The 5,127-nt window shown below is 67.1% G+C and carries 4 protein-coding genes; 1 reads left to right on the top strand and 3 read right to left on the bottom strand.

Translation table 11 applies throughout. The annotated features are described in order from the left end of the window. The 3 genes from VFQ05_01125 to VFQ05_01135 all read right to left on the bottom strand — a co-directional run. The coding region (locus tag VFQ05_01125; protein HET9325354.1) for a protein kinase at positions 1-2,237 on the bottom strand (2,237 nt) is incomplete at its 3' end. A gap of 65 nt (positions 2,238-2,302) precedes the next feature. Continuing rightward, positions 2,303-2,905: a hypothetical protein gene (locus VFQ05_01130; protein ID HET9325355.1), complete on the bottom strand. Its 603-nt coding sequence runs from the start codon at positions 2,903-2,905 to the stop codon at positions 2,303-2,305. 102 nt (positions 2,906-3,007) lie between these two features. After that, positions 3,008-4,183 (bottom strand): hypothetical protein, encoded by a 1,176-nt coding sequence (locus VFQ05_01135; protein ID HET9325356.1) that lies wholly within the window; start codon positions 4,181-4,183, stop codon positions 3,008-3,010. 286 nt (positions 4,184-4,469) lie between these two features. Here VFQ05_01135 and VFQ05_01140 point away from each other — a divergent pair, with 286 nt between their 5' ends. Beyond that, entirely contained in the window at positions 4,470-4,991 is a 522-nt protein-coding gene (locus VFQ05_01140; protein ID HET9325357.1) for a metal-dependent hydrolase, read from the top strand. Positions 4,992-5,127 lie beyond the last annotated feature (136 nt).

The raw sequence follows: 5,127 nt of genomic DNA on the forward strand, positions 1-5,127 counted from the left end.
ATGGGCAGGCGCTCGCCGCCGTAGGCCGCGTTCACGGTGACCAGCTCCTCGCGCCACGCGGGGTTCTGCTCGATCCCGGATTCGACACGGGCATCGAGCGGCGTGGGGTCGTAGTCGTAGAGCCGTCGATAGGCCTGGAACAGCTCGTCCCCGACCGGCACGAGGCTCGCGGGGTCGCGCTCGAAAGCATGGAGGGGTTGGGTTAGCCGGGCGGCCAGCGGCTCCCGCTGCAGCATGCAACGGAACCCGAAAGTCGCCTCACGCTCCAAAGGCGAGCGCGCATCCTGATCGTGAAAGGCGTAGGGCAGCTCGTTCCATGCGCCACCAAGGATGTAGCGGCGGCTGTCCGCCGCGTTCCAGCACCACTCCTTCACGTTCCCCGCCATGTCGTAGGTGCCGAACGGCCCCAGCCCAGCCATGCTTCCCGCCGGCACGGGATTCTTCGCGTTGAAATTGCTCTGCGTGATGATCTCTGAAAAGACGTCCTGCGAGCCCGACGCCCGGTACCAGTGGTACACGGTCGGGAGCTGCCGGCCCGCGAAGGCCGCATAGGCGGCGGCCTCGTGCCAGCTCACACCGGTCACCGGATGATCGTCATGGCCCGTCGGGTAGGCGCCGAACTCCCACGTCCCAGGCCCCGGGCGGCCGGTGGCGTCGCGGAACGTGGAGACGGCTTCCTCCCACGACAGCGTGCGGCCATCGCGGACGAATGGTTCCTTCCAGAACTCGCGGCGACGGTAGCCGCCGGCGTCCACGAAGGCCTTGTACTGGCGGTTCGTGACTTCATGGCGGTCGAGCCAGAAGGCCGGCAGCTCGACCGACTCGCTGGTGCTCTCGACCTCGACCGGTCCGCTCGGAACGAGCACCATGCCTGCGGGCGCCGTTCCGGATTGCACGAGCGCGGCCTCCAACACGCCGCGACCTCCCCGACCGATCACCAGCGTGTCGTAGCCAGGTCGCACGAACCGCCACCGCAAGAGACCGAACGGGACGAACGCCTGCTGGAGGGGTGTGCGTCCGATCGGTAGCCACCCATCGCCACCGATGTAACTGTGAATCGCAACCTCCGCACCGGATGGCTGGCTCTCGAGGTCCAGACGCACGACAAGATGACGCCACGCGTCCCGCAGCTGGTCGTCCTGAGGTGCGATCGCCATGGCCCGGCGCGCGATCACCATGGCTCCCACCACGTCACCCTTCGCGGTCCGCTGTTTCAGCTCGGCGATCGCGGTGCCTCGTGCCCACCGCACGCGAGACTCGCGCACGAGAAGCCACACCGTGACTGTGATCGCGATAGCCGCCAGCACGAGGCCGGTGAACAAGGCCGCGCGGGTGAACCGAGGTGTCGCGCCTCGCCTGCGCCCATGCGCCAGCGCCCGCAGGTCTTCGGCGAGCGCGACCGCCGAGAGATAGCGGTCTTCCGGTCGCCGCTCGAGGCAGCGAGCCACGATGCGCGCAAGCCCCGCGGGAACCTCGGGCCGCAGCGACTGAACGGGCTGCGGCGTGGCCTGGACCGTGGCCGCCAGGACCGCCCAGTCCGAGTCGCCCGTGAAAGGCCGACTCCCGGTGAGCATCACGTAGAGGAGGATGCCCAGCGAGAACACATCCGAAGGCGCTTGGACCGGCCGGCCCTCGATCTGCTCCGGGGACATGTAGCCCACCGATCCCAGGATCGCGCGCGTGCCCGTGAGCTGCGTGGGCATGGCCACCGTGCGGGCGGTCTCGTCGGCCACCGAGGGGGCGTGGAAGCGCGCGAGACCGAAGTCCAGCACCTTCACGCGACCCGTTGGCGTCACCATCACGTTCTCCGGTTTGAGGTCGCGGTGCACGATCTGGGTCTCGTGGGCCATGGCGATGGCGCCGGCGATCTGGATGCCGAGGTCGATCGCCTGGTCGATCGGGAGCCCACCCGGCGGGATCATCTCCGCGAGCGAACGGCCCTCGACACGCTCCATCACGATGTAGTCCAGGCCGTCGGCTTGGGCGATCTCGTGAATGGTGACGATGTTCGGATGATTGAGAGCGGACGCGGCGCGCGCCTCGCGCAGCAGCCGCTTCGCGAGTGCAGGATCGCTCCCTGCCCCGGGCGCGATGACCTTGATGGCGACATCGCGATGGAGGCGGTCATCGCGCGCCGTGTAGACCGCCCCCATGCCGCCTTCGCCGAGACGGCCGGTGACCGCGTAGTGCCCAATCGTGCGTCCGACGAGGGATTCGCTCGCGCCGGGGGAACTCATGGTGGCGGCATCATACGCCACCTGACCTCCTCGGCCGTGGTGTCAGACCGGTGAGGCCGAGGGCGCTACTCCGACGCGCGCGTGACCGCCGTCGAGCGCCGCACCGTGACCGGCACGGCATAGCGCATCGGACCGAGAGGCGTCTCGATCGTTGGGGCGAGATCGAGTCGGAGGTCCTTTTGGAGCGTTCCCTGCCCCGCGATCGCGAGTCCCAGGTCGAAGAGGTCGCGCGCGCCTCCATTGCCGAGCTGCACCAGGTCGATGCGAACGGCGAGCGGCACGTCCGACGTCGCTCCGGGAGCAATCGAGACCGGACTGGCCAGCCCACCGGCCAAGGTCTGGCGGTCGTCGAGGAAGAGCGTCCAATCCAGCGCCACCATGCGCGCGCTGACGGCGTTCTCGGCGGGGTTGGTCGCGTCGACGTGCGCGATCAGCTCGAGCGGCACCTCGTTCGTCGCGATCGCCGCGGCCAGCCGCGCGGCGTGGGCGACGCTCAACGACCGGAAGCTGGTCTTCTCCCCGATCGGGATGCCCGCGATTCGCACGTCGGAGACGCCCGCGAAGTCGAATCGCACCGTGTGGAGCGCAGCGATCTGCTGCAGCGTCGCGCACCCGGGGATGGCGACGACTGCGACCATGGCGATGACCAGCACTCTCCGGGCGTTCATGCCCCAGGTATCGGCCGGTAGGGCGCGCGGCTGAACGCGAGAGCCCTGGTGGCCCTTCGCCTTGCGTTGCAGTTCCTTGCTCTCCCTGGGGAGAGCAAGGGGTTACAGAGTCCTCGCGTCGCTCTCCTGCGAATCGCTCTCCCGCACCTCCCCTGCAGGCTCCTCGCGCGTACGTTCACCAGCCTCGATGCGTCTGCCACGGCTCTCACGCTTCGCCATCATGAATCTCCTGCCGAACATGCGTTCCGCTTCGTACTGGTTGTGAGCGCGACACCGAAGACGAATCCCATCCACCGTGGCAAGACCGCCCCGAGCGACGGGATCGATGTGATCGAATTGCAGGAATCGTCGCTCGTCGCAGCGATGCCCGCTCTCGCTGACGAAGGTGCACCGACCGCCGTCGCGCCGCCAGACCGCGCGCCGCACGTGAGCCGGGACGTAACGCCGGCTGTGGGTCCCCAATCGAAGAGGCCGTGGCTGAAGAGCGGCGCCGAGCTTCTGCCTTTCGACTTGGCGGATCAGCACATCGAGCGCGCGATCGATCAGCTGCGCGACGTCTCCGCATGGAATCACGTGGCTCAGCAGAGCCAGGGCGTGCTGGAGCTTGTCGTAGGTGCTCTGGGGGATGGAGACCTGCAGTCCGAATCGCTGTGGCGCGAGCGGGATCAACTTCGGTCGCTCGTTGGCAGATGCGACCGGTGGCGCCTGCGGCTCCACATCGGAAAACGCTGGCCTCATGGTGGGCGGTTCAGGTTGATCAGCGGCCCCACCGGCCACACCCTGTAATCCTCGCGATGGCAGCGGCTCATTGGCGGGCACGGCGGCCTCGTTCGAGCGTTCCGGCACCACGTCCGCCCTCGACGACGAGGCCCGGCCAGGGAATACTTCCACGATCGTCATCAGCTCTGTTCGTGGGAAGCGCAAAGCGAGCCGCCGCTCGATCTCAGACTTTCGCTGATAATTGGCCATCGCGAGCAGCTCGTCCGCGTTGCCCGGCTTGAGATAAGGCCCCAGCAGACAGACACCGGCCAGGTGGATGCGCCCTTCCGTGAGCGCGGAGAACACCGCAGGAAACCTTCGGGTCAAGCGCGCCGCGTAGATCCGCTTGTAGGCCGCCTGCTCGGACAAGTGGAGCTCGTCCACGCAGTAGGCGTACATCGACGCGTAGCCGGCAGAGAGGAAGAGCCGGCGCCCTTCGACCTCGCAGAGGTACGCCAGGAGCTCCGCCGTGCTGGCTCGATCTCTCGCGACCATCTCCGCCAGGTCGGCCAGGAGCAAGGCGTCACTCAGATGAGTCAGCTTGTAAGTGCTGATCGTCGATCGCTTCGCGGGGGCGATCCGAACGGAGGGCTTTTCCTTTCTATCAGGATTATCGCGAAGCGCAAGGGCAATCACGCCACGAGCGGCACTGGCAAGAACTCGAATCGTTCTGCCGTCAGCATCCATGTAACTTCTTACTCTCCCCGGGGCGAGTAAGAAGTTACATGTCAGCCAGGCGGCAACGGCTAGAACAGGCCAGGAAATCGCGTCGCGGAATCGACTACCAGCGAATGAAGGAGGGCGAGTGCCGTTCACTCCCTATCACTTCGGAGTCGGATTGGCGGCAAAGGCCGCCGCGGCGCCGCGCTTTTCGTGGGTGGCGTTCTGCGCGGCTCAAGTGGTGATCGACTGCGAGACGCTCTATTACCTCAGTCGTCACGAGCATCCCGTTCACCGGTTCTTCCATTCGCTGCTGGGCGCCGGGATGGCTGGAGCCGCGGTATCGGTCGCCTTGATCGGCTTGCTCCGCGCCCTGCCCTGGCTCGAGGCGCCCGCGGGTCATAACGGGTGGCGAAGCCGTGTTCTGCGGAGCGAGCTGTCGCCGGCGGGGGTCTGGGCGGGAGGCCTCTTCGGCGGACTCTCGCATCCACTCCTGGACGGCATGATGCACTCCGATGTGCGTCCCTTTCTTCCATGGTCGTCCTCGAATCCACTCTTGGGCATGATCGACGTGGAGATGCTCCATCAGCTCTGCTTGCTGGCCGGCGCGCTCGGCGCCGTGGGTCTGGCGCTGTGGACCCGCGCGGACAAGCGCGTCGCGCGATGACCGGCATCGAGCGATGGGTCCAGCATTGGCGCGCGCTGGGAGTCGGCGATTCGCCGACGCTGAGAGGGCTTCATCGCCAGGTTCTCGCCCGGTATTCCGAGCCTGAACGGCACTATCACACCTTGCAGCACCTGGC

It is taken from the genome of Candidatus Eisenbacteria bacterium, assembly GCA_035712145.1.
Taxonomy (GTDB): domain Bacteria; phylum Eisenbacteria; class RBG-16-71-46; order RBG-16-71-46; family RBG-16-71-46; genus DASTBI01.

Coding starts and splice junctions, on each gene's coding strand:
- VFQ05_01130 (HET9325355.1), bottom strand. CDS start 2,905: ATGAACGCCCGGAGAGTGCTGGTCATCGCCATGGTCGCAGTCGTCGCC.